This is a genomic window from Bradyrhizobium sp. 215_C5_N1_1 (assembly GCF_052075935.1).
In the GTDB taxonomy this organism is placed as follows: Bacteria; Pseudomonadota; Alphaproteobacteria; order Rhizobiales; family Xanthobacteraceae; genus Bradyrhizobium; species Bradyrhizobium barranii.
Genome location: NZ_CP197228.1, coordinates 2,497,331 through 2,519,903, shown reverse-complemented (window position 1 = coordinate 2,519,903; position 22,573 = coordinate 2,497,331). Strand labels below are relative to the sequence as shown.

The following is a 22,573-nucleotide window of genomic DNA, read 5'->3' as shown; positions in this document are numbered from 1 at the left end:
ATAGGCGACAGCTTGCCTTGGGGGAGGATTGATCTGGATCAAGCGTCGCCTGGTTCCATGAACCAGATTCGGCGGAAATTGCTGGAGGGCATGCGCCATGGGCACCGTTAGGTGGATCATCTCCACGGCTCCGGAGATCTTCCTGTTGCTCGCCATTGCGATTGGTACGGTGCTTGGTCGCGTCAAGGTTCGCGGCTTCTCGATCGGAACGACGGCCTGCATCCTGGTCGTCGCCGTGCTCATCGGCCAGCTCGGGACCTTTACGTTCCCCTCGCTGCTGCGCGTGATTCTGTTCAGTCTGTTCGTGTTCACGATCGGCTACCGGTCCGGCCCAGAGTTCTTCGCGTCCCTCAGCATCCGCACTCTGGCGCAGGTCGTCATGGCGCTCGTGCTCGGCGGCACGGGTCTGATCCTCGTCCTGATATTCGCCTTCACGTTCAAGCTCGATCCGGGCACGGCCTCGGGACTTGCCGCCGGTGGGCTGACACAATCCTCCATCATCGGCACCGCCTCTGGCGCGCTGGCGCAACTCGGCCTGCCCAACGACGCCTTTAAGCAGCAGGAGGCGAACATCGCCGCCGGCTACGCCGTCACTTACGTCCTCGGCTACATCCTCACACTCCTGTACGTGCCGTTTGTCGCGCCGAAGCTGATGGGGGTCGATTTGAAGGAGGAGGCGGCGAAGCTGGAGGCGGAGCTTTCCGGCGGCAATCCGCCACAGAACGAAAATCTCCATTATCGGAAGTTCCAAGCGCGCGCCTATCGGGTCTCGACCGCCGCGGGACGCACGGTCAAGGATATCGAAGAGGAAATCGGCAGCCGCACTGTCGTCGAGCGAATCGTGCGGGATGGAGCCGACGTTGAGCCGCGCCTCGACACCATTCTCGAATCGGGCGACGACATCGTCATTGCCGGGCGAACGGCGTCCCTCGTCGCTGCAAAGCCGGTCATCGGCAAGGAGATCGATGCCGACGAGATTCTGAAGGCTATTCCGGGCAACGTGATCAACGTCCTCGTCGACAGCCGCGATCTCCATGGCCGGTCGATCAAGGAGATCGCCGAACGCGTCGGCAACGACGCACGCGGCGTCTATCTCCGCACGCTGACCCGGATGAGCCGCGAGGTCCCCCTGGGCCCGGATACCCGCGTCTATGTGGGCGACGTCATGACGCTCGTCGGCAGCACCCGCAACATCGAGCGCGCCGCCACGAAAGTCGGACAGATCTTGCGCTCCGGCGACCGCGCCGACATCGCTTTTCTCGCAACCGGTATCGCGGCGGGCCTGCTCGCAGGCCTCATCAGCTTCAAGGTCGGCGGTATTCCGCTGACCCTGGGCGGCGGCGGCGGCGCGCTGATCGCGGGCCTCGTCTGCGGCTGGCTGCGGTCGCGCCGGCCGACTATCGGCGCTTTGCCGCCCGCCGCGCAGCAGACGCTGAGCGATCTCGGGCTCGGCGGCTTCATCGCCGCCATCGGTCTCGGCAACGGAGCCGCGGCCTGGACTGCGATCCAGGCCCACGGGGTGTTGCTGGTCGGAATGGGCCTGGTCGTCACGCTGGTGCCGCTAATCGTCGCGACGCTGTTTGCGCGCTATGTGGTGCACATGAATCCGGTCATCACCTGCGGTGCGCTGGCGGGCGCCATGACCGTCGATGCTGCGGTGACCGGAGCCTGCGACGTCGCCGAGAGCCAGACGCCGGTGCTCGGCGTCGCTGTGCCCTACGCCGTCGGCAATGTCGTCCTGACCGTACTCGGCCCGATTATCGTGGCCCTCACCTACACCGGCTGACGGAGGCGACGATGCGCAGGCAATTGGCCGCAATCATCCGACCGTTCGTGATGGCTCTACTTACCCTCGCCGCCTTCGTCCTGCCGGTGCGCGCCGAGGACAATGTCCGCATCCAGGAGGAGATCTGGGCGCTGCCGCTGCCGCTTCCGATGTTCGCCTATGTGGTGCGGCCCGTCGGCGACGGCCCCTTCCCGCTCGCGATCATGAACCACGGCGTGTCGCTCAAGCCGGTCGATCGCGGCTTCTTTCCGCTGGTGGAATTCCGCGATGCAGCGAAGTGGTTCGCCAAACGCGGCTATTTCGTCGTGGCGCCGGTCGGCACCGGATATGGCGCAGCCGCCATCGACATTCCCGAGCACGGTCTCTACGGGCCGTTCTTCGCCAAGGTCGGCAAATGCACCAACCCGAACTTCCGTGACGCCGGACGTGCGTTGGCGCTGGCCGATCTCTGGATCATCGACTACATGATCGCCGAGAAACGCGTTCTGCCAGAGGACGTCGTCGTCATCGGACAGTCCGCCGGCGGCTGGGCTTCCATTGCGCTCTCGAGCGTGAACCCGCCGCAGGTCAAGGCGATCATCACCTTTGCGGCAGGTCGCGGCGGACGCGTCGACGGCAAGCCCAACAACAACTGCGCGCCGGACAGACTGGTCGAAGCGACCGCGGATTTTGGCCGGACCTCGCGGGTGCCGATGCTGTGGTTCTATATCGAAAACGATACGTTCTTCGGCCCGGCCCTGTCGAAGCGCATGCATGCAGCATTCACGGCGGCTGGCGGCCGCGCCGAATATCATCTGATGCCGCCCTTCGGCAACGAGGGCCATTTCTTCATCGGCTCTCCGGACGCGATCCCGCTGTGGTCGCCGCTGGTGGCGAAGTTCCTCGACGCGCAGAAATAGAGTTCAGGTTCGGAGGCACATCATGCCGAGTCCCCGCAATTGTCTCTCTGGCCTGCTGGTCGTCGCGGTCGCCGGAAGCGCGACATGTGCCGGCATCGCCGCGCCGAAATCCGCGCAGGCCGATAAACCCGCCGAGGTCGCGACGCGCGGCCAGCGCGAGGCAAAGGACATCGTCTACGGAGACTGGCAGAAGCTCTGCTTCAAGGCAGGCGGTGCGCCGACGCTGTGCCGGACGTCAATCACCGGCAAGTTTCCAACCGGCCAGACGGCCGTGCGCGTGGACCTCATCGAGCGCGAGGGCACTCCTTCGGCAAGGCTGCAGCTCTTCGTGCCCGTCGGCATGTACCTGCAACAGCCGGCGAAGCTGACCGTCGACCAGGGCAGCCCCCTCCGCATCCCCTACAGCTGGTGCCTGACCAACGCCTGCATTGCGGCCGACGTCGCGCCTCCCGCGATCATCAAGGAGATGATGTCAGGGAAGACACTTGTCCTCGAGGTCGTCGATTCAAACCTGCTGGCATTGACGACCTCGGTGCCGCTGGCGCAGTTCGCGTCCGTCCACAAGGGCGCACCGGCCAGGACGTTGGAGCAATATGTCGACGAATGAGCGGCCGTGCTGCGTTACGCAGCCGACGCACGCGCCACCGACTCGATCAGGGACTCCGCCGTGAACGGCTTGACCAGATAGGCAATGCATCCGGACGCGACCGCGGCGGCGCGGTTCGCCGAGCTGTCATTTCCGGTGATGTAGATCACCGGTGCTGTGACACCCTCCTCGGCCAGTTGCCGGCGCAGGTCGATGCCGGACCTTCCGTTCAGGTCGATATCGAGAACGATGCAAATCGCCTTGTCGAAGCTGCCGTGATGGAGCAAGGCTCCAGCAGAGTCGAAGAGCGTCGCGGCAAAGCCATGCTCGCGGAGCAGCCTGTTCACGCTGGTCCGGATGGAGGGATCGTCATCGACGACAAAAACAGAGTCACGCTCTGGCAAGGAAGTGCCCCTTCGAGACGAATGACTGATCACGGCGGCGCCGGCGCCATATTCGCCTGGTCTAATTGCGTGTCGGGCAAACCGCCGCATTCGCCGCCCTACATGGCAGCACCACACCAACGAATTTCATATTGTCTCTTGGGGAAGTCACACCGCGGGAACTGTGCCGTGACGACAAATCAGCTAATCGTCGCTCGTATCGAGCATTCCAAGCCGCTCCGCGATCGAAACGAGCTCCGCCAGCGAACGAACCTGCATCTTCTCCATCACCTGGTGACGGTGCGCCTTCACGGTGCGCTCGGTGGTTCCAAGCTCATGCGCGATCTGCTTGTTGATCCTGCCGCGGACGATGAGATCGAACACCTGACGCTCGCGATGCGTCAATGCGGCGAGGTGAATGCGGAAGGTCTCGAGCCTTCCGCGATGCGCCTGCGCGGTGTGCTGGCGCACCAGCGCGCGCTCAATCGCAGCGATCAACTGCTCGGAGGATACCGGCTTGGTCAGGAAATCCTCCGCGCCGGCCTTGATGGCCTGCACCGTGGTTGGCGTGTCGGCGTGTCCGGTCAGGAATATGATTGGCAGCGTCGAGCCCGACGCGACCAAGCGGGTCTGCAAGTCGGGGCCGCTCAGCCCCGGTATCCACACGTCGAGCAGGATGCATCCCGGCTGCGCGTCATCAGGCGCCGCATCCAGTAAATCCTGCGCCGATGCGTAGGTCGCAACGTCGTAGCCAGCGAGCTTCAACCGGCGCGCGATCGCCGTCCGGAAGGAATCGTCGTCGTCCACCACGTGAACAAGGCCGGGCACGCATCACCTCTTGCTGAATTCCGACAGCTTCTCAATCCGCGCAACAACCTCCCAACAGGCGTCCACGCTGTCCCTTGGTACAATGAACCTTGGGACAATGGATGAGAATGCCGCCTTAGTCGTAAATCAACTTCGACGGGAGTGGGACGGCGCGGCGCATTCCCAGCGGCGAGACTTTTCGTCTGACAGACCAATTCGGCGATGAGCTGAGGAGTTGGCCTATGTTCGTTCGCATTACAGCGGATTCGACGCCGCGTCCCAACTCCCTTCGTGACCTCGGCATGACCAGCGATTCAAATGCGCTCGTCAGTTTAAGCCAATTTACCTATAAAAAAGGCAGCGAAATCTACGGGGAGAGAGAGCCCGCCGAATATGTCTATCAGGTGACGTCCGGTGCGGTGCGAAGCTACAAGCTGCTGTCGGACGGCCGCAGGCAGATTGGCGCCTTTCACCTCGCCGGCGACATTTTTGGCCTGGAGAACGGCAACGAGCACCGCTTCACCACGGAAGCGATCGTCGACACAACGGTGCGCCTGGTCAGACGGCAAAGCCTCGAAATGGTGGCCGAAAGCGATGCGATGGTCGCCAGAAACCTCCTCAGCATGACCACGAACAACCTCCAGCATGCGGAGGACCACATGCTGCTGCTGGGACGCAAGACCTCGCTGGAGCGGGTCGCGGCGTTCCTGCTCGAGATGGACGGGCGGTTGACGGCGTCCGGCGTCATGGCGCTGCCGATGTCGCGGCGCGATATCGCCGATTACCTCGGCCTGACGCTGGAGACGGTATCCCGCGCGCTGTCACGGCTCCATGAGCTCGGCGCCCTCGGCTTCGTCGGCAACACCCAGCGTCAGATCGTGCTGCTGGATCGGCACCAGCTTGCAAGCCTCGACCTGCAGCCTTGAGCGGGCCGACACCGGCGAATGGCACAAACTGCACATCACACCGGTACCGTCCGATGCTAGCCTCTTCCGATGTGGAACGAGACCGCATTTCGGATCGCAGTCGTTTTGTTCGGGACGCTGCCGGTGGCGTTCACGGCCATGATCCTTTTCATGGGGTGAGTTCGGCTCCGACCGAAGCCTCCATCGGTATCAGGATCATTTAAGGCCAGGCGCCTGGGTTACACCGAGGTGCTCGAGAGTCTTGCGCAAGACCTCGAACAGGATGGCGGCCGACCAGCCGAAAAGCAGGACACCATTCATAGCCGTCAACGGGCCGATGAGGCGCCATTCGCGCACCGGCGTGATATCGCCGTAGCCAAGCGTGGTGTAGTTGACGAAGGCGAAATAGAGCGCATCACTGCCCGGTGCGGCGGCCTGAACGACTTCATACATCAGAGCCCACACCAGAACCTCCAGCGTATGCGCGACCTGCAACACCACGGCTGTCGCGACCATGACACCCATCAGGTGCGCTCTTGGTCTCCTGGTTTGCCGCAAGCCCGCGCCGCGGGCGATCCCGACGGCGACGATGGTCACCAGCGCATGGATTCCGATATTGATCACGCTGACCAGCGTACCGACGAGGAATTGAAGAAGCATCGAGCGCCGCCAATCCTTTTCAGCTTTCCGGGAAGCTGCCTCAACGTGGCGACGGCCCGTTCAACAAGAGCGCCAACGTGTGCCGCGCGATGGTCAATTCATCGTCGGACGGGAGCACGTAGAGAGGGATACGACTATCGCGGCGCGAGATCAGCCGTGCGTTATGGGCGTTGGCCTTCGCATCCAGTATGGCACCGAGCCAGCTCAGCCTTTCGGCGATGCGCGCGCGGATCGCGGTCGAGCCTTGGCCGATCGCGCCGGTGAAAACAAAGGCGTCAAGCCCCTCCTGCGCGGCCGCGAGCAGGCCGGCGTTGAGGCCGGCGCAGTAGGCGAGGTGCTCGACGGCCTGTTCTGCTCGCAGAAAACGAGCCGCCGCACCGTCGTCACCCGGATTGGTGAACAGAAATGCGTCGCCGGGATCGATTTCACCTGCGGAATAGTCCGACGGCGATGCGCCAAAAGCATAGAATCCATTCGTGCTTTCGACGCTGCAGCCTTCCTTCAGCGCGCACATCGAGCTGGTGTCGTCGAGGCACGCAACGATCACGCGGCGCGCGGCAATCTCGGGGGCCTCAAGCGCCAGAGTTCGTGCGATCGACTCGTAGCAAAGACCGTGAGCCCCGTATCGCCTTGCGTCACCTGCGCAGAGTTGATGCGCAATAGGATAGCTGCCGTTCTCCACGACCTTGCCAAGATGGAACGCAGTATCGAAGCAGGCGACTTGCGGTAGCGCCGGATGATTGGCCTGCATGATACGGATTGGCGCAAGATTATACGGTTGAAGCAGCGGCGCGAGTGCAATCAGCCGTTCCAGACGCGCCATCACGGCGTCATCGATCAGGGCCGGCCGGGCGTCATCCGGTCCTCCCTGAGCGACGCGATGTCCCACGGCCAACGGCTGGATTCCCAATTCGTCCCGCAGCCAGCTATCGACAACCGCGCATGCCGCCAGGATGTCATCGACGTCGTCGTTCTGATAGGTGCGGTGCGCCAACGGATCGCCGTTCGCTCTGCTCGCCCTGAGGCGCGGATGGCGGCCGAGCCCGTCAAGCCGTCCCTTGATTTGCCGTTCCAGCCTCCCCTCGCCTCGCACGGAGAAGAGCTGGAAGTTCACGCCTCCTGCCTTCGCATCGATGGCAAGGATCGCATCCATGGCGATCAGTCGACGGCCGTCATCGCCGGCGACGTTTGCCCGAATGTGCAATCCCGCTGCGACGTTTGATGGGCCATCGACATGCCTGAGGTCAGATCTGCCTACGCCCAATCAAGGCGCACCGGGAGTCGAGAGGATTGACTTAGGTCAAAGGTGATGCGCGCGAAGATTCAGGTCTCTTCCGGCCTTTTCGGCGCAGCGGCGCGGTCGTTCCGGATCCAAGCCGCCGAGAGTTCCCAGGCGACCGACAGGATGATCGGCCCGATGAAGAGGCCGATGATTCCGTGCGCGAGCGTTCCGCCGATCACCCCGATCAGGATCACGATCGTCGGCGTGGTCAGGCCGCGCCCCATGACGATGGGTTTCAGGATGTTGTCGAGGATGCCGACGGCGCCGAGGAAGACGGTCAGGAGCACCGCCGTGGTCACGTCCTTGTCCATCCAGATCCAGACGACCACGGGGAAGAGAACGAGAAAGGGGCCGATCTGCACGATCGACAGCAACAGGACGAGGAATGCCAGCAGGCCGGCACTCGGGGCGCCTGCGAGCTTGAAGCCGATTCCGGCCAGTAGCGACTGCACGATTGCGACACCGATGATGCCCTGCGACACCGCGCGGATGGTCGCGCCGGCGAGCTCCAGAAAATGCTCGCTCTGCTCCGGTACGACCCGGAACAGGAAGCCGCGCACCGCGTCGACGAGCTGCGGACCGTAGGGAAAGAGGAAGCCGGCGACGAATACCGACAGCAGGAACTGGAGCGTGCCGACACCGGCATCACCGGCGAGCGACAGCATCATCCCGGCAAGCGGTTTCAGATACGGCATCACCTCGCTCAGCGCCGCGCGAATATTGCTGTTGGCCTGGGTCCAGAGATCGTAGAGCTGGGTGCCGATCAGCGGCCAGCTCTTGATCTGTTCGGGCGCCTCCGTAAGCGTGAGATCGCCGCTGCTGATCTGGCCCGCGAGATCCTTGATCCCGTCGACTGCGCTCATGCCGAGCCAGGCCGCAGGACCAATGACGATGCCCAGCGTAACCAGCGTGAGAATGGACGCGGCGGTGCGCGGGCGGCCCCCGAGGCGCTTGGCAAGCCAGCCGAAGACTGGATAGAACGCCACCGCGAGCACCGCACTCCAGGCCAGGATTGGCACGAAGGGGCGGATGATGAGGAAAGTCCACAGGATCAGCAGCGCCAGCAATCCGAGCCGGATCACGAGCTGGATGACTCCGTCGATAGACCGATGCTGGCGAAGAGTGTTCAAGGCCTGTGTCCGGGCAGCGCTCCTGCTGGAAGCCTAGCGGCCCCTATCCCACGGCGGGCTTGATACAGATCAATGGCGCGCCAAATGCTCGCGCCAATACACGCTAGTCTACGACGGGCACGTCATCGACCTGTGTCATCGGATCTGCGCGCTGCAGCGCTCGGACAAGACAGGCTTTGCTCTGCCGCCTGAAATCAAACAGCCCTAGGCCACGCCGCGGAGTCTTCAGCGGAACAGGCTCGTCTTCCATCTAGTGCCTGGGATTGAGGGCATCATTCAGGCCGTCACCCATCAGGTTGAAGCCGATGACGAGCGCAATGATCGCGAGCCCGGGCCAGAAGGCCATCCATGGCGCCTCGCCGAGAAATTGCCTGGCAACGTCAAGCATGGCGCCCCATGAGGGGGCCGGAGGAAGCTGGCCAAGCCCCAGAAAGGCCAGGCTCGCCTCGGCGAGAACTGCGATCGCCATGGTCAGCGTCGCCTGCACAATCGTCGGCGCAAGCACGTTCGGCAGCACCTGTCCGGTCAGGATGGCGAGATGGCCGAGGCCCTGGGACCGGGCCGCGGCGATGTAATCCTCGGTGCAAACAACCAGCGTCTCGGCACGCGCAACACGAACGAAAACCGGTACCGCGGAAATGCCGATGGCAATCATCGCATTTTGCAGGCTGGGGCCCAGGAACGCGGCGAGCGCAATCGCCAGCACCAGAAAGGGGCAAGCGAGCAGCGCATCGGCGAAGCGCGAGATCACCATGTCGGTGAGGCCGCCGAAATAGCCGGCCATGAGACCAAACGGAAGGCCGATCAGCACCGCGACCGTCACGGAGACGATGCCGGCGGCAAGCGAGGCTTGCGTGCCGAAGATCACGCGCGACAGCACGTCCCGACCGAGATCGTCGGTGCCGAACCAATGTGCCGCACCGGGTGCCGCGCGAATCGCCATCCAGTCCGGCGAGTTTGGATCGTACGGCGCAATCCACGAGGCAAACACCGCCAGCACGACGAAGAACAGGATGATCGTGGCCCCGATGACGGCGGATGGTTCGCGCAACAGGCGACGAATTTCCGAAGGAGCGGCGGCGCGTGCCTGACTTGCGACCGGCACCGTCTCAATCGAGCTCATGACCTGAGCCTCGGATTGAGCAGCACATACGCCACGTCGGCAATCAGGCTCATCAGGAGGAATACGGCTGCTGTGCAGAGCACGACCGCCTGAACCACGGCATAATCGCGGCTGAACACGCCGTCGACGACCATCTTGCCGAACCCCGGGATGGAAAAGACCTGCTCCGTCAACACCGCGCCGGCCAGCAGTTCGCCAAATTGCAGTGTGCCCAGCGTGACCACGGGAATCAGCGCGTTCGGCAGCGCATGACGCAGCACGATGGTGCTTTCGCGGACGCCCTTCGCGCGGGCGGTGCGCACGTAGTCCTGCTTCATCGCCTCGATCATCGCGCCGCGGACATGGCGCATCATGATCGCAGCGGTGCCCGTGCCGAGCACCAAAGCGGGCATCAGCATCGAAAGCAGGTTGCCTCCCACGCTCTCGGACGGCGGAACGAAACCTCCGGCCGGAAGCCAGCCGAGATTCACCGAGAACAGAAGGATCAGCATGATCCCCAGCCAGAAATGCGGGATCGACAGTCCGGCAAGCCCGAACAGACTGGCGCCGTAGTCGAAGGGCGTCCCGCGCCCCAGCGCCGCGAAGATCCCGATCGGCAACCCGACGAGCAGCGCGACCAGCATCGACAGCATCGCGAGCTCAGCGGTCACCGGCAATTTTTCCGCCAGCATGGTGCCGATCGGCAATCGGGTGCGTACCGACGTGCCGAAGTCACCGTGCACCAGGGCTTTCAGCCAGACGGCGTATTGCACCGGGATCGGATCATTGAAGCGATACTTCTGCCGAAGATACTCAACGACTTCGGGATTACGCTCTTCTCCGGCGAGCGCCAGCGCAGGATCGCCGGGCAGCAGTTTCTGCAGACCGAACACCATCATCGACACCAACAACAGGGTCGGCAGCAGGACGGCAAGCCGGCGCAGAAGCAAACTCTTCATCGGGCCAGACTGGTCCTCACCAGGGCGAGCGCATCGGCGGGCGCGAGGCGTTGCGCATCAATTCACGGGCCTGACACCGACCAGACGCAACAGACCGTCCGGCACCATGACGATGCCGCCGACCGATTTGCGGGCCGCAAAGAACCAGTTCGGGTGATGGAGCGGAATCGACGAGAGCGCCGTCAGGTAAATGTCCGTCGCTTTGGCGTAGAGTGCCTTGCGCTTGGCTTCGTCAGCCTCGCCCCGGGCCTGGTTCAGGATCGCATCGAGATCCTTGTTGCAGTACTTGTTGACGTTCTGGGAGCCCGCGCAACTGAAAAAGGCGACCAGTGTCGGGTCCGGGTCAGCGCGGCCGCTCCAGTTGCCGATATAGGCTTCGAAATTGCCGTTCATGTAGCGCTCGATGGCCGTGGTCGTTTCCATGGGCAGCAGCTTGACGTCGAAACCGGCCTCGCCCGCCATCGACTGTATGATCTGTGCGACCCGGGAATCGCCGGCCGTATTCTCGTACTGGATCTCGACCGGCACGCGAGTCATTCCGGCGGCGGCAATCATTGCCTTGGCCTTGGCAACATCGCGAGCCGGCGCCTTGCGCGCGCTATCGTAGAACGGAGATGACGGCGGGATCATCTGGTTATCCGCCAGGAACTCGCCGTTGAAGGCGACGCGGTTGATGACATTGCGATCGATCGCCAGCTCAAAGGCCTGACGCAGCGTCGAGTTCTTGCCGAGTGGCGTATCGGCCTTCGCGCCCGCGCCGACATTGAACATCAGATGCGAGACGGCAAGTCCCTGGCCGGAATGCAGGGCGAGGTTGGGATCGTCGCGCACGGTCTTGAGATCGGTCGGCGCGATACGCTCCGCGAGATCGAGATCGCCCGCCCGGACACGCGACAACCGCACGGTCGAGTCGGGAACGTAGTAGTAGACGACCTCGTCATAGCCGACCCGTGCAGCGTCCCAGTAGCCGGGATATTTCTTGACCCGAATGAGGTCGCGCGACTTGCGCTCGGCAAATTGATACGGACCGGCACAGACCGGCGCGGCTGCAAATTCCCCGGCTTTCTCCGTGGCGGCCTTGGGCGAGACCATCATGCCGGCACGATCGCTGAGATTAGCAAGCAGCGGCACGAACGGCTCCGACAGGTTGAACTTCACCTTGTCCGCGGCAAGCGCTTCGACGCTCGCGACCGGCGCCAGCTCCGCCTTGCGCTTGGAATCCGGCATCGACTTCATGCGCTCGATATTGAACTTGACTGCCGCTGCATCGAACGCGGTGCCATCGTGGAACGTGACATTCTTGCGCAGCGTAAACGTGATCGACTTGCCGTCCGCGGACCACTCCCAAGCCTCCGCCAGCTGCGGCACGATCTTGAGGTCGGGGGAGATATCGACAAGCTTGTCGCACAGCGCCGCAAACACGAAGCGGCCGGAGTATGTGCCGCTGAGTGCCGGGTCGAGCGCATCGGGATCGTCCTGGATGCCAACCCGCAATGTCGCGGCACTCGCCGAAACAAGGCCCGATGCGATCATCAGAATTGCCGCCAACGCCGTGCCCGTCCGCTTCATACGGAATTCCTTTCGTCGCACGCCTATCCCAAAGCTTCCAAGGCTCTGCTGTTGAAGGTCAAGACAAGCACGACTGAACCTATTTGTAAACATCTCGAACAAATCACCCTAGGATATGGAACTAAATTACAACACATCGCTCTTGGAGGCGAAAAATCCTTACACCACGCCCCTTGACGGCAGATCAGGCGAGGTATTAGTTCGGCATATTGACTAATTGGATTGAGGCCCATGCCAGACGCCCCCTCATCGCCCGTTGCGCGACAGCAATCCGTGCGCCTTGTGGTTGAGCGCCTGCTGCGTGATCGCTCGGTATCGCGCGCCGAAATCGCCCGCAGCACGGGCCTGTCCAAGCAGACCATCTCCGAAGTGATGCGTGATCTCGAGCGCGACGGCTGGGTCCATGAGGACGGTCAAATCCAGGGCAGCGTGGGGAGAAGCGCCGTCACCTATGCGCTCCGGCCGGACGCCGCCTTCGTGTTGGGTATCGACCTTGGCGGCACAAAACTGCACGTCGCACTTGCCGATCTGCACGGTGAGATCGTCGCCGAGAGCATCGAACCGACATCCTGCGACGGCGGCGCTGCCGTGGTCGCACAGATCGATCGCATGAAGGATGCCCTGCTTCAGCGTGCGTCCGTATCGGCGCAACGCTTGCGCGGCGGCGTGATGGGAAGTCCGGGGATGGTCGACCCCGCGTCGGGCAGCATCGCCATCGCGCCCAATATCCCCGGACTGGATAGCCTGGACGTGAGGGCCGCGCTGCGCGAACGGCTCGGAATCGACGTCGCCATCGAAAATGACGTCAATCTCGCCGCAATCGGGGAGCATTGGCGCGGCAACAGCCGCAAGGCGCGCAGTTTCGCCTTCATCGCAGTCGGCACCGGCATTGGCATGGGCATCTTTTCGGACGGTTATCTCGTGCGTGGTGCACGCGGGGCGGCCGGCGAGATTGCCTACCTGCCGCTTGGGGGCGATCCCTACGATGCGCGTGGCCTTCGGTTCGGCACCCTGGAAACCGCGATCGGCAGCGCCGGCATTGTCGAACGCTACATCGGGCTCGGCGGCGCGCCCGGCAGTACCGTGCGCGATGTCTTCGATCGGCTCGCGGTCGAGGAGGCGGCACGAGTGACGATCGACGAAGTCAGCCGGATCCTCACGACCGCGATCCTGGCGGTGCACAGCATCCTCGATTCGGAAATCATCATCATGGGCGGCAGTATCGGCGCGCGGCCCGAGTTGAAGGTCCGGATCGATGAACATCTGGGACGCTGCATGCGCGAGCCTGTTCGTATCGAGCTCAGCGCGCTCGGCAATCGCGCCACGCTGATCGGCGCGATCGGCAGCGCGATCGACCTCGTGCATCGCTCGCTGTTTGGCATCGGCAAGGATGCGGGCCCACTGGCTCTTCCTTTCACGGCAGCAGATGTCGCGGCATGAGAGAGCAGGCGCCGAGAATCGAGATTGTCGGCAATGCCGCCGCCGTCGCGGAACGAGCAGCCGCGCTTGTCATCGCGCGGCTGCACGATCGACGGCCGGTTACCCTCGGTCTTGCGACCGGAGCGACAATGGCGCCGCTCTATGCCCGCCTTGTCGCCGCGACCCGCGCCGGCCTCATCTCATTCCGAACGGTGTCGAGTTTCAACCTCGATGAATATGTGGGCGTCGCCCCCCAATCGGCCGGAAGCTTCCATGCCTACATGCAGCAGCATTTGTTCGGGCATGTGGATATGGAAGCCGGTCGGGCAAAGATCCCCGATGGCACGGCCGACGACGTCGCCGCCGAGGCCGCGCGCTATGAGGCGCAGATTGCGGCTGCCGGGGGCATCGACCTCCTGCTCCTCGGCATCGGCGCCAACGGCCATATCGGCTTCAATGAGCCAGGTTCGGATTTCGCTTCACGTACCCGCGAGGTCAGACTCGATGAAGCAACCCGCATCGCGAATGCCATTAATTTTCCCGATCCGGCGTCGGTTCCCGAACGTGCGATCACAATGGGCATAGCAACAATCCTGGAGGCTCGGAGCATCCTCCTGATCGCCAAGGGGCCGGAGAAAGCAGCCGCACTCGCAGCCGCGATCGAGGGTCCGATCACAGCAGCTTGTCCTGCCTCGGCACTCCGCCTGCACGGCAACGTCGATATCCTTTGCGATGAACCGGCTGCCGGAGCCCTCGCCACGCGGCCCCACAACAACAATCGGAGAAGGGCATGAGCTGGGGACAGCGCGATTTCATGGTGCCGGGGCGCTCACTGGCGGTGGGCGACCGGGGCATGGCCGCGACCTCTCATCCGGCCGTCACGCTCGCTGCGGTCGAGATCCTGCGCAGTGGCGGCAATGCGGTCGATGCCGCCATTGCCGCGATCGCCCTCCAGGGTGTCATTGATCCGCATATGACCGGCATCGGCGGCGACTGTTTTGCGATCTATGCTCCCGCCTCCGGCAAGCCCGTCGCTGTCAACGGCTCGGGCCGAGCGCCGGCGAAGGCCGAACTCGGCTGGTTTCGGCAACGCGGGCTGGCGTCGATCCCGGACGATTCACCCCATGCAGTCACAGTTCCGGGTGCGGTCGATGCCTGGTGCCGCCTCTCTGGCGACTATGGTTCAAAAGGCCTGGACGAGGTTCTGGCGCCGGCGATCCGCGCGGCCGAGACCGGCTTTGTGGTGACGCCCCGCGCCGCGCTGGATTGGGCACGCTACGCCGATCGCATCGAACGACATCGGACTGGCGTACCGGTCTATCTGCCCGGTGGCGCTGCGCCCGCCGTCGGTAGCAAGCTCAATCATCCCGCACTCGGCGCGACGCTGCGCCGGATCGCACGCGAGGGGCGCGCCGCGTTTTACGAAGGTGCCGTCGCCGAAGAAATCGTCGCGACATTGAAGGCGCTGGGCGGAATGATGCAGCTTGAAGATCTCGCAAGTGCCCGATCGGAGTACGTCGAGCCGATCAGCGCCGACTACCGCGATCATCAAATCCTGCAATGTCCGCCTAACGGACAGGGCGTCGCGGCGCTGCTGATCGCCCGCATCCTTGCCGGCTTCGACATGGCCAATCCGGCGCTCGGCGAGGCGGATCGCATTCACCTCCTTGCCGAGGCAACCAAGGCGGCCTACCGGCAGCGCGACGCGCTGGTAGCCGATCCGGAATTCCGTCCGCTCGATGTCGACTCGCTGCTCTCGGAGTCGTCAGTCGCGGCATTGCGCTCCTCCATCGACCGGAAGCGTGCCGGCGCATCAGCAGATTTTGACATGCCTGTTCATCGTGACACGGCTTACGTTGCGGTCGCCGACCGCGACGGCAACATGGTATCTTTCATCAATTCGCTTTTCTTCGCGTTCGGCAGCGGCATCTACGCTCCGCGCGCTGGCGTGCTATTACAGAACAGGGGTTCGGGATTCTCCCTTCTCGAAGGACATCCCAATGCGATTGCGCCGCGAAAACGTCCCTTTCACACCATCATTCCGGGTCTGCTGGCGAAGCATGGCAAGCCGATCATGGCCTTTGGCGTGATGGGTGGACAATACCAGGCGGCGGGACATGTGCAGATCCTGAGCGGCGTGCTCGACCGTGGGCTCGACATTCAGCAGTCCTCGGATGCGCCGCGCAGCTTTGCGTTTGATGGTACGCTGAGCCTCGAACCCACGATTCCCGGCTCCGTCGCCGACGAATTGATTGCGCGCGGTCACCGCGTGATCAGGGCGGACGAACCGCTCGGAGGCTGTCAGGCCGTGCACGTCGATCTTTCCAGGGGCGTCATTCTCGGCGCGTCGGACCATCGCAAGGACGGCATTGCACTGGCGGCGTGACCAGGATGAGAAAGACGTGATGTCGGATCGGGCAGCATGAGCGAGACAACGGAGGCGATCCTGTCGATCGAGCGGCTGACGCTGGCGCTGCCCGCCGGCGGAGATCGCGCCTCTGCCGTCGAGGACGTTTCGCTTGCCCTGTATCCGCGGCAAATCCTCTGCGTCGTCGGTGAATCCGGCTCCGGTAAATCGGTCTGCGCCTCTGCCGTAATGGGCCTGCTGCCCAGGGCTATTCGCCCGGTTGCAGGGGCCATACACTTTGAGGGACGCGATTTGCTGAACCTCCCCGCAGCAGAATGGCGGACGTTGCGCGGGCGACGCATTGCGATGATCTTCCAGGAACCGATGACAGCGCTCAATCCTGTGATCAGGATCGGCGACCAGATCATGGAAGCGTTCGAGGCGCACGGACAATTCACGCCAACTGAGCGGCAAACCCACTTGCGCGCCCTCCTCGAAGAGGTAGGCATGCGCGACCTCGAGCGGATCATCCATAGCTACCCGCATCAGTTGTCGGGTGGCCAGCGTCAGCGTGCCATGATCGCAATGGCCCTTGCGCTCGAACCATCGATCCTGGTCGCGGACGAACCAACCACGGCACTCGACGTCACGACACAGGCACAGATCCTTCGATTGATCCGGGACATTCAGCAGCGGCGCGGCATGGCGGTGCTGTTCATCACCCATGATTTCGGCGTCGTCGCCGACATCGCGGACCGCGTCGCGGTCATGGAGAAGGGTCGCGTCGTCGAACAGGGATCCGTGGAGGACGTGCTCGAACGCCCGCAGCATCCCTATACGCGCCGGCTGCTCGCCGCGGTGCCCGGCGGGACCCCGCCGGTCCGGGCCCGGGTCCAGGACGAACCGATCGCCTGCGCCGCGACCGGACTTGCGAAGATCTATCGTGGCAGCGACTGGTTCAGCTCGCAGACCGAGGTCGCAGCCGTAAAGAATGTGACCTTCGAAATCCGGCGCGGCGAGACGCTCGGCCTCGTCGGAGAGTCCGGCTCGGGCAAGAGCACGATCGGTCGGCTGGTGATGCGTCTCACCGACGCCGATGCGGGCGTGGTCCGTATCGGCGAACTCGATTTCTCCAAGGCTCGCGGTGCCCGCCTGCGGGCCGCCCGCAAGCATGTCCAAATGGTGTTCCAGGATCCCTTCGCCTCGCTCAATCCACGCCGCCGCGTCGGGCGAATTATCGCCGACGGGCCGATCGCGCACGGCGTCCCGCCGGCGCAGGCCTTCGCGCGTGCCGAGGAACTGCTGGCGCTCGTGGGTCTCGACCCGAGCGCCGCGCGACGCTTTCCGCATGAATTCTCCGGAGGGCAACGCCAGCGGATCGGAATTGCGCGCGCGCTGGCGCTCGACCCGGAGGTGCTGGTGGCCGACGAACCGGTGTCAGCGCTCGACGTCTCTGTCCAGGCGCAGGTGCTCACCTTGCTCGAGACATTGAAGGCGCGGCTGCGGCTGGCAGTGCTGTTCATCACCCACGATCTCAACGTCGCGGCCCAGGTCTGCGATAGGATCGCAGTGATGCGCCTCGGAGAAATCGTCGAGATCAGGCCGACGGTAGATCTGCTGGAACGGCCGGAGCATCCCTACACGCAGGCACTGCTGGCCGCGATCCCGGGCAGGCAACGCAGAACGTCCACGTCGGTCTGAACCACCACATTTTCATTGAAGGAGGTCTCTGACATGCAGAAGCTCACGGAACTTCCAATGCTGCGCATCGGCCTTGTCGGCAGCGGCTTCATTGCCGCGTTCCATCTGCAGTCCATGCTCGGCGTGCGCAACGTCAGCGTCGGCGGCGTCTACAGCCGTTCCGCCGAACGGCGGACGCGCATTGCCGACAAGGCGCGCAATCTTGGCCTTGGGCCGGCGCATGTGTTTGACAGCATCGAGGCGATGGCAATGTCCGGCGAGGTCGATGCGCTTTGGCTGCTGACGCCGAACGACAGCCGTCTCGACATCATGCGCGAGATCCACCGCGTGACCAAGGCCGGGGCTCCCCTGCGCGCCATTGCTTGCGAAAAGCCGCTCGCCCGCACGCTTGCCGAAGCACGGGAAATGCGCAGGCTCGTCGAAGATGCAGGCCTGCTTCACGGTTATCTGGAGAACCAGCTTTTCTCGACCGCGGTGATGCGCGGCAAGGACATCATCTGGCGCCGAGCCGTACCCGGAAGTGGACGCCCCTATCTCGCGCGTGCCGCCGAGGAGCATTCAGGACCGCACGAGCCATGGTTCTGGCAAGGCGACAAGCAAGGAGGGGGCGTGCTCTCCGACATGATGTGCCATTCAGTCGAGGTCGCACGCTTCATGCTGACCGCGCCCGGCGCAAAGCGCGACTCCTTACGGCTGGTCAGCGCCAGCGCCACGACGGCCAATCTCAAATGGACGCGCCCCCACTACGCTGCCGACCTCAAGAGGCGAATGGGTGTCGATTTCACCAAACGTCCGGTCGAAGATTTTGCGCGCGGGATACTTACGATGGAAGATACCGACGGGCATCAATTGATGATCGAGGCGACAACCTCATGGGCATATGTCGGTGCCGGCTTGCGCATCCAGCTTGAATTGCTTGGTCCCGAATATTCGATGGAGTTCTCCTCGCTCTCGACTGGCCTCAAGGTCTTCCTCTCCCGCGCGATCAGCGGATCAGAGGGCGAGGATCTCGTCGAGAAGCAGAATTCCGAGCAAGGTCTGATGCCGGTGGTCGAGGACGAAGCCGGCATCTACGGCTACACCGACGAGAACCGCCATATGGTGGAGGCATTCAGGCGAGGCATGAGTCCGGCAGAAACCTTCGATGACGGGGTCGGCGTCATGGAAATGCTTATGGGGCTCTATCGCTCCGCGGAGCTTGGCCGGACGATCCATTTCCCCGATCCCGAACTCGAACACTATGTTCCTCTCGTGGCTCGCTGACGGCATGAAGCCTTGTCCTTCAGGCCGAGGAGTCGAGATCACCGACGAGAAGCTCGGCTTCAACATCGTGTCTTCCCGAGGATGGCGCGCTGCTATTTCGCCAAGCGGAACTTCCCACCCTCGACCTTGATCAAAAAGGCTGAGCGTTCATCATAGCCGTTGTGGTCGGTCTTGCTCATGTTCGATAGCCCGTTGTTGAGATAGACGTTCTCCCCGCGCTCGAGTTCGTCCCGCAGAGCTGCACGAAACTCGGGCGTGCCCGGCTTCGTCGTCTTCAGCGCGTTCGGAGCAGCTTTCCCGATCAGCGCGACGACATCCCAGAGGTGAGCCGCGAACATATTGGGCTTCTGACCGTTCACCGCCTCATAGGCGGTCACGAACTGCTCCGTGGCGTGACGGAACGGATCTCCTGCCGGAAGATCGGCCGCAATGGTAAAGGCCTCACCGGCGAAAATAGCGCCTTCGACGGTCGCGCCTCCGAGCTTGATGAACTCCTCGCTGGCCACGCCATGCGTCTGAAAGATCTTTCCGGTGTATCCGCGCTCACGGAGCGCCTGTTGCGGCAGGACCGCCGGGGTACCAGCAGAAGCAATGAAGACGGCGTCAGGATTCGTCGACATCACCTTCAACGCCTGGCCGGTGACGCTGGTATCCGCACGCGCGTAGACTTCATGTGTGGTCACCGTCAGACCCAAGGTCGGCGCAAGGCGGCTCACCTCCTTATAGTAACCTTCGCCATACCCATCCGAAACACCGATAAATCCAAGCGCCTTCGCGCCGGATTTCGCGATGTATTTCAGAATGGCGCTCGCCATCAGGTCATCGTTGGGGACGACCTTGAAGGCCCAGGCCCGTTTGTCGTCCAGCGGCTGAACGATGGCGGTGGCGGCCGCAAGCGATAGCAGCGGCGTCTTCGACTCCAGCGCGACGTCGAGCATCGGCATGGTCACCGGCGTCAGAGAAGACCCGACCAGCACGTCGACCTTGTCCTGGATCACGAGCCGGCGCGCGTTCTGGATCCCTTTGGTGGAATCAGACTCGTCGTCCAGGATGATGTAGGTCACCTTCTCTCCGCCGATCTCTTTTGGCAGAGCTGCGACAGTCTTGAGCTGGGGTTGCCCCAACGCAGATCCCGGGCCGGTGGCCGAAATCACAATTCCGACTTTAATTTCCGCATGCGCCGCGTATCCATAAAGTACGCAGGCCACAACAAGACAAACTCGCGTAAAACCGATAGTCATGTAGCTCCTCCCTGTCCGCCCCGGTGCTTCGGCCAGTTGCATCGGACCCGCGGGGCAGCATCAAGGACCCGGAGGAGATCGTCCGATGTTCGAGCCCTGTCCCGGGGTTACGAGCAACCAGGCGAGCGACCCTAAGCGGATCGCAGGGCTGTGTCTGTCCCTATGCCTAGGGACAAGGACCCGCGTATCAAGCCAGGCGCTGGCCCAAGCCGCAGGAGTACGGTTCATTGCGTATGTTTTGCTTCGGACTATTGGCCTAACAGCTTCCTGATACCTGCCAAACCGGCACGCAGGAACGGATCTGAGTGGATGTAGAAATATTTGACGCCGCGCTCAAGCCAGCTCGGCGCGATGCGAGCGCGGCGCGCCTCGATCAGGCAGAATGGGGATGCGACCTTACCAATAGTCCATGCCTGCGGCCGCCGGATGCGGTCAAGCTATCGGCCCGATCGTGCGATCGGGCTACTCAGCCGAGGCGATCATCGATGTAGCGCCTGAGCGCGGACGCGGCATTCAGCATATGCGCACGCATTCGGCGGGCTGCGGTCTCTCCGTCACCTTCCGCGATCGCCTGCATGATGGCGTCATGCTCGTCGCGGGACTTGCGAATGCGATCGCCCTGCCGCAATTGGGTGCGGCGGAAGGCGCTGAGCCGCGAACGCACGTCCTGCGCCTGCTCGGCGAGAAATGAGTTGTGCGTTGCGCGGTAGATGCATTCGTGGAATTCGCGGTTGAACGCGTCATAGGCATCGACATCGTTGGCCTCGACCATCTTGAGCGAGGCGTCATGAAGCTCGATCAGATGGCTGCGCTCGAGCGGCGTCATGCGGTAGGTCGCGAGCCTGACGCACATGGCTTCCACCTCGGCGCTGGTCTCGAACATGTCCATGATGCGCTCCGGCGTCATGCGCGCAACGACGAGGCCGCGGCGGCCGCGCACCTCGACGAGGCCGCTGACCACGAGCTGGCGAAGCGCCTCCCGCACCGGCGTGCGGGAAGCTCCAAAACGATCGGCAAGCTGCTGCTCTTCCAGGGCCGAACCGGCGACGAGCGCACCTGAGGCAATCTCGTCCGTAAGCGCATTCCGGATGCGATCGGAGAGCAGCCCGCCATCGTCCTCCGCGTCGACCGCGACCTTCAATACTTCTGCCATTCAGCCTCCCGTGATCGCGCGCACCGCGAAGTAAAGGATCGAGGGCGCGACCAGGCATCCGAGCCCGGTGTGGAATGTCGCCGTCAGCGCACCGTAGGGCACCAGACGTCGGTCCGTCGCCGCCAACCCTCCAGACACGCCGCTGACCGTTCCCATCAAGCCGCCAAACACCATCGCGCTACGCGGATTGTTCAGGCCGATCATCTTCGCCACAAAGGGCGTGCCGATCATGACGATCACTGCCTTGAATACACCGGTCGCAATCGAGAGCGCAATAACCGGTGAGGATGCGCCGATCGCCGCACCCGTGACCGGGCCCACGATGTAGGTGACCGCACCGGCGCCGATCGTCGTCAACGATTCCGCGTCAGTGTAGCCAAACGCCGCGGCGACGAACACGCCGAGAATGAACGGCACCACCGTTCCCAGTCCGAGTGCGACCGCACCGATCACCCCGGCCTTGCGCGCATGGACGACATCGACCTCGAAGGCGGTGGCGACGATGGCGAAATCGCGCAGCATCGCTCCGCCCATCAGGCCGATCCCGGCCAGGGCCGGCAGGTCGGCCACGCCCTTCTCGCCGCCGGTGGAGATGCCTCCCCAAAAGGCCAGCGCAAGGCCCAGCATGATCGCAATCGCCGAGGCGTGAATGCGCCCGAAGGTGAGATATTTCGAGATCGCTCCGGAGATCCACATCAGGATTCCGACGACCGCGAACGCAGTGATCAGCGCATTGGCGGCGAGAATGTGAGACATCATGATCATCCGATCCTCCCGGACTTGAAGTGGGGCACAGGTGCAGCGAGCGCCTCGGCCTCTCGCGCCTCGATCTCGTCCATGGTCTCGACACGACCGCTGAACCGGCCGATCAGGGCCACCATCGCGAAACACACCGCGACCGCGCCGATCCCCGCAATGACGACGATCGGACCGCCTTTTGCCGCGGCGACCACATTCTGCTGCGCGGCCATGGCGACCACGATCGGAATGTAGAAGCTGCCCCAGAACTCGACGCCGGTCTTGAGCCCGTGGCTGAGTATGCCGTGCCGCACCAGCCAGAGCCGGGCCGCGATCAAGAACATCATGGCGATGCCCACGCCGCCGACATTGGCCTTCACGCCGAGGGCGACGCCGAGCAGGTCCCCCAGCAGGCCCCCTAAGAGGGTGCAGATCGCGAGCAGCGCTACGCCGGAAATGGTCACGGGCGCCTCCCCTCGGCGAGCAAGGCACGATCCCCAGGACGTGGACTATCTGCATGCATTCGCATCGCAAATTCCCTCCTGTGTATGCGAATATCCATCACTTATGGGTTAATGTATACATTAATTGACAAAGGTAGGCAATACGCATACATTGGGGCAATCGAAAGCCAACCCCGCAT

Annotated in this window: 21 protein-coding genes; 9 read left to right on the top strand and 12 right to left on the bottom strand. The window is 63.3% G+C overall.

Annotated features, from left to right (window positions below; all coding sequences use genetic code 11):
- Nucleotides 1–97 precede the first annotated feature (97 nt).
- Genes AB7G19_RS11695 through AB7G19_RS11685 form a run of 3 tightly spaced genes read left to right on the top strand, consistent with a single transcriptional unit; the run spans nucleotide 98 to nucleotide 3,292 of the window.
- Nucleotides 98–1,786, top strand: coding sequence for an aspartate:alanine exchanger family transporter (locus tag AB7G19_RS11695; protein ID WP_231142799.1), 1,689 nt, complete (start codon nucleotides 98–100; stop codon nucleotides 1,784–1,786).
- An 11-nt stretch (nucleotides 1,787–1,797) separates the two neighbouring features.
- The gene (locus tag AB7G19_RS11690; protein ID WP_428841237.1) at nucleotides 1,798–2,685 is read left to right on the top strand and encodes an alpha/beta hydrolase family protein; all 888 of its coding nucleotides are present in this window, start codon (nucleotides 1,798–1,800) and stop codon (nucleotides 2,683–2,685) included.
- Nucleotides 2,686–2,707: 22 nt separating this feature from the next.
- A complete protein-coding gene (locus AB7G19_RS11685; protein WP_231142801.1) occupies nucleotides 2,708–3,292 on the top strand; it encodes an invasion associated locus B family protein in 585 nt (194 codons plus the stop codon).
- Nucleotides 3,293–3,306: 14 nt separating this feature from the next.
- On the opposite strand, the gene AB7G19_RS11680 is transcribed toward AB7G19_RS11685, so the two are convergent.
- Nucleotides 3,307–3,675 carry a response regulator transcription factor gene (locus AB7G19_RS11680; protein WP_441267833.1) on the bottom strand — a complete coding sequence of 123 codons (369 nt, stop codon included), beginning with the start codon at nucleotides 3,673–3,675 and terminating at the stop codon, nucleotides 3,307–3,309.
- 183 nt (nucleotides 3,676–3,858) lie between these two features.
- Nucleotides 3,859–4,482, bottom strand: coding sequence for a response regulator transcription factor (locus tag AB7G19_RS11675; RefSeq protein WP_135216474.1), 624 nt, complete (start codon nucleotides 4,480–4,482; stop codon nucleotides 3,859–3,861).
- Nucleotides 4,483–4,703: 221 nt separating this feature from the next.
- Here AB7G19_RS11675 and AB7G19_RS11670 point away from each other — a divergent pair, with 221 nt between their 5' ends.
- Entirely contained in the window at nucleotides 4,704–5,387 is a 684-nt protein-coding gene (locus tag AB7G19_RS11670) for a helix-turn-helix domain-containing protein (protein ID WP_166100662.1), read from the top strand.
- Between the two features lie 195 nt (nucleotides 5,388–5,582).
- Here the strand turns inward: AB7G19_RS11670 and AB7G19_RS11665 are convergent, their stop codons facing one another.
- The 6 genes from AB7G19_RS11665 to AB7G19_RS11640 form a co-directional block, all read right to left on the bottom strand.
- Entirely contained in the window at nucleotides 5,583–6,026 is a 444-nt protein-coding gene (locus AB7G19_RS11665; protein ID WP_063981851.1) for a potassium channel family protein, read from the bottom strand.
- A gap of 40 nt (nucleotides 6,027–6,066) precedes the next feature.
- Entirely contained in the window at nucleotides 6,067–7,179 is a 1,113-nt protein-coding gene (locus tag AB7G19_RS11660; RefSeq protein ID WP_354096559.1) for an acetate kinase, read from the bottom strand.
- Between the two features lie 170 nt (nucleotides 7,180–7,349).
- The gene (locus tag AB7G19_RS11655; protein WP_283017295.1) at nucleotides 7,350–8,438 is read right to left on the bottom strand and encodes an AI-2E family transporter; all 1,089 of its coding nucleotides are present in this window, start codon (nucleotides 8,436–8,438) and stop codon (nucleotides 7,350–7,352) included.
- A 250-nt stretch (nucleotides 8,439–8,688) separates the two neighbouring features.
- Nucleotides 8,689–9,561 carry an ABC transporter permease gene (locus AB7G19_RS11650; RefSeq protein ID WP_028149198.1) on the bottom strand — a complete coding sequence of 291 codons (873 nt, stop codon included), beginning with the start codon at nucleotides 9,559–9,561 and terminating at the stop codon, nucleotides 8,689–8,691.
- The gene (locus tag AB7G19_RS11645) at nucleotides 9,558–10,499 is read right to left on the bottom strand and encodes an ABC transporter permease (RefSeq protein WP_028149199.1); all 942 of its coding nucleotides are present in this window, start codon (nucleotides 10,497–10,499) and stop codon (nucleotides 9,558–9,560) included. The genes AB7G19_RS11650 and AB7G19_RS11645 overlap by 4 nt, the downstream gene beginning before the upstream one ends.
- A 57-nt stretch (nucleotides 10,500–10,556) precedes the next feature.
- Nucleotides 10,557–12,068: an ABC transporter substrate-binding protein gene (locus AB7G19_RS11640; protein ID WP_283017296.1), complete on the bottom strand. Its 1,512-nt coding sequence runs from the start codon at nucleotides 12,066–12,068 to the stop codon at nucleotides 10,557–10,559.
- A 231-nt stretch (nucleotides 12,069–12,299) separates the two neighbouring features.
- Between AB7G19_RS11640 and AB7G19_RS11635 the strand changes: the two genes are divergently transcribed.
- The 5 genes from AB7G19_RS11635 to AB7G19_RS11615 are packed head-to-tail and all read left to right on the top strand — an operon-like array spanning nucleotide 12,300 to nucleotide 18,798.
- A complete protein-coding gene (locus AB7G19_RS11635; RefSeq protein WP_354096543.1) occupies nucleotides 12,300–13,508 on the top strand; it encodes an ROK family transcriptional regulator in 1,209 nt (402 codons plus the stop codon).
- A complete protein-coding gene (gene nagB, locus AB7G19_RS11630; protein ID WP_231142809.1) occupies nucleotides 13,505–14,281 on the top strand; it encodes a glucosamine-6-phosphate deaminase in 777 nt (258 codons plus the stop codon). The genes AB7G19_RS11635 and nagB overlap by 4 nt, the downstream gene beginning before the upstream one ends.
- Nucleotides 14,278–15,873, top strand: a complete 1,596-nt coding sequence (gene ggt, locus AB7G19_RS11625) for a gamma-glutamyltransferase (protein WP_283017297.1) — start codon at nucleotides 14,278–14,280, stop codon at nucleotides 15,871–15,873. Before nagB ends, ggt begins: the two co-directional genes overlap by 4 nt.
- 36 nt (nucleotides 15,874–15,909) lie before the next feature.
- A complete protein-coding gene (locus AB7G19_RS11620) occupies nucleotides 15,910–17,535 on the top strand; it encodes a dipeptide ABC transporter ATP-binding protein (protein WP_231142813.1) in 1,626 nt (541 codons plus the stop codon).
- A gap of 33 nt (nucleotides 17,536–17,568) precedes the next feature.
- Entirely contained in the window at nucleotides 17,569–18,798 is a 1,230-nt protein-coding gene (locus tag AB7G19_RS11615; RefSeq protein ID WP_028149204.1) for a Gfo/Idh/MocA family protein, read from the top strand.
- A 92-nt stretch (nucleotides 18,799–18,890) separates the two neighbouring features.
- On the opposite strand, the gene AB7G19_RS11610 is transcribed toward AB7G19_RS11615, so the two are convergent.
- The 4 genes from AB7G19_RS11610 to madL form a co-directional block, all read right to left on the bottom strand.
- On the bottom strand, nucleotides 18,891–20,039 hold the full coding sequence (locus tag AB7G19_RS11610) for an ABC transporter substrate-binding protein (protein ID WP_283017298.1): 1,149 nt from the start codon (nucleotides 20,037–20,039) through the stop codon (nucleotides 18,891–18,893).
- A 466-nt stretch (nucleotides 20,040–20,505) separates the two neighbouring features.
- The gene (locus tag AB7G19_RS11605; protein WP_085402438.1) at nucleotides 20,506–21,192 is read right to left on the bottom strand and encodes a GntR family transcriptional regulator; all 687 of its coding nucleotides are present in this window, start codon (nucleotides 21,190–21,192) and stop codon (nucleotides 20,506–20,508) included.
- Nucleotides 21,193–21,957, bottom strand: a complete 765-nt coding sequence (madM, locus tag AB7G19_RS11600) for a malonate transporter subunit MadM (RefSeq protein WP_063981840.1) — start codon at nucleotides 21,955–21,957, stop codon at nucleotides 21,193–21,195. It lies immediately after the preceding gene.
- Nucleotides 21,954–22,394 (bottom strand): malonate transporter subunit MadL, encoded by a 441-nt coding sequence (gene madL, locus AB7G19_RS11595; RefSeq protein ID WP_028149209.1) that lies wholly within the window; start codon nucleotides 22,392–22,394, stop codon nucleotides 21,954–21,956. The genes madM and madL overlap by 4 nt, the downstream gene beginning before the upstream one ends.
- Between the last annotated feature and the right edge of the window lie 179 nt (nucleotides 22,395–22,573).

Coding starts and splice junctions, on each gene's coding strand:
- AB7G19_RS11645 (WP_028149199.1), bottom strand. CDS start 10,499: ATGAAGAGTTTGCTTCTGCGCCGGCTTGCCGTCCTGCTGCCGACCCTG.
- nagB (WP_231142809.1), top strand. CDS start 13,505: ATGAGAGAGCAGGCGCCGAGAATCGAGATTGTCGGCAATGCCGCCGCC.
- AB7G19_RS11620 (WP_231142813.1), top strand. CDS start 15,910: ATGAGCGAGACAACGGAGGCGATCCTGTCGATCGAGCGGCTGACGCTG.
- AB7G19_RS11640 (WP_283017296.1), bottom strand. CDS start 12,068: ATGAAGCGGACGGGCACGGCGTTGGCGGCAATTCTGATGATCGCATCG.
- AB7G19_RS11635 (WP_354096543.1), top strand. CDS start 12,300: ATGCCAGACGCCCCCTCATCGCCCGTTGCGCGACAGCAATCCGTGCGC.
- AB7G19_RS11605 (WP_085402438.1), bottom strand. CDS start 21,192: ATGGCAGAAGTATTGAAGGTCGCGGTCGACGCGGAGGACGATGGCGGG.
- madM (WP_063981840.1), bottom strand. CDS start 21,957: ATGATCATGATGTCTCACATTCTCGCCGCCAATGCGCTGATCACTGCG.
- AB7G19_RS11650 (WP_028149198.1), bottom strand. CDS start 9,561: ATGAGCTCGATTGAGACGGTGCCGGTCGCAAGTCAGGCACGCGCCGCC.
- ggt (WP_283017297.1), top strand. CDS start 14,278: ATGAGCTGGGGACAGCGCGATTTCATGGTGCCGGGGCGCTCACTGGCG.
- AB7G19_RS11695 (WP_231142799.1), top strand. CDS start 98: ATGGGCACCGTTAGGTGGATCATCTCCACGGCTCCGGAGATCTTCCTG.
- AB7G19_RS11615 (WP_028149204.1), top strand. CDS start 17,569: ATGCAGAAGCTCACGGAACTTCCAATGCTGCGCATCGGCCTTGTCGGC.
- AB7G19_RS11685 (WP_231142801.1), top strand. CDS start 2,708: ATGCCGAGTCCCCGCAATTGTCTCTCTGGCCTGCTGGTCGTCGCGGTC.
- AB7G19_RS11660 (WP_354096559.1), bottom strand. CDS start 7,179: ATGGATGCGATCCTTGCCATCGATGCGAAGGCAGGAGGCGTGAACTTC.
- AB7G19_RS11670 (WP_166100662.1), top strand. CDS start 4,704: ATGTTCGTTCGCATTACAGCGGATTCGACGCCGCGTCCCAACTCCCTT.
- AB7G19_RS11665 (WP_063981851.1), bottom strand. CDS start 6,026: ATGCTTCTTCAATTCCTCGTCGGTACGCTGGTCAGCGTGATCAATATC.
- AB7G19_RS11610 (WP_283017298.1), bottom strand. CDS start 20,039: ATGACTATCGGTTTTACGCGAGTTTGTCTTGTTGTGGCCTGCGTACTT.
- AB7G19_RS11690 (WP_428841237.1), top strand. CDS start 1,798: ATGCGCAGGCAATTGGCCGCAATCATCCGACCGTTCGTGATGGCTCTA.